The organism is Acinetobacter sp. TUM15071 (genome assembly GCF_008980925.1).
Classification (GTDB): domain Bacteria; phylum Pseudomonadota; class Gammaproteobacteria; order Pseudomonadales; family Moraxellaceae; genus Acinetobacter; species Acinetobacter dispersus.
Map to the genome: position 1 here is coordinate 1 of NZ_BKGB01000048.1, position 513 is coordinate 513.

General features: G+C 39.0%; 1 protein-coding gene. It reads right to left on the reverse strand.

Translation table 11 applies throughout. The features are described from left to right. On the reverse strand, positions 1 to 480 hold a 480-nt coding region (locus tag GBI66_RS19150), incomplete at its 3' end, for a DEAD/DEAH box helicase (protein ID WP_151717182.1). Positions 481 to 513: the final 33 nt, after the last annotated feature.

Sequence of the window (513 nt, forward strand, 5' to 3'; positions counted from 1 at the left end):
ATCAATCACTAAAAATTCAATTTGATCGAGCCAGACTTCTTTTTGTTCTACAAAATCGATTAAACGCCCAGGTGTAGCTACCATGATATCGACAAAATTAGCATCAAGTTGCTTCTTCTGCTTATCGAAATCAACACCACCTAATAGGGTCACTAAATGTAAATTAGAGAATTTTGTGAGAAATTTCGCATCACTTTCAATTTGCAATGCCAACTCACGAGTAGGCGCCAAGATTAAAGCACGAGGCTCGCCACGGAAGCGTTGCTCTTGAATCGGATTATTGAGTAAATCATTAATTACACTAATCAGAAAGGCAGCTGTCTTACCTGTTCCTGTTTGTGCTCGCCCAATTGCATCATGCCCGGCTAATGTATATTTTAAAACCTTTTGCTGAATTGGGGTCATTTGCGTAAACCCTAAAGCATCAATCGCCTTTTTAAGTTGCGGATGTAAATTCAAGGTTTCAAAACCAGATGTCATAAATACGCGCTCTAACAAACAATCTCTCGAATG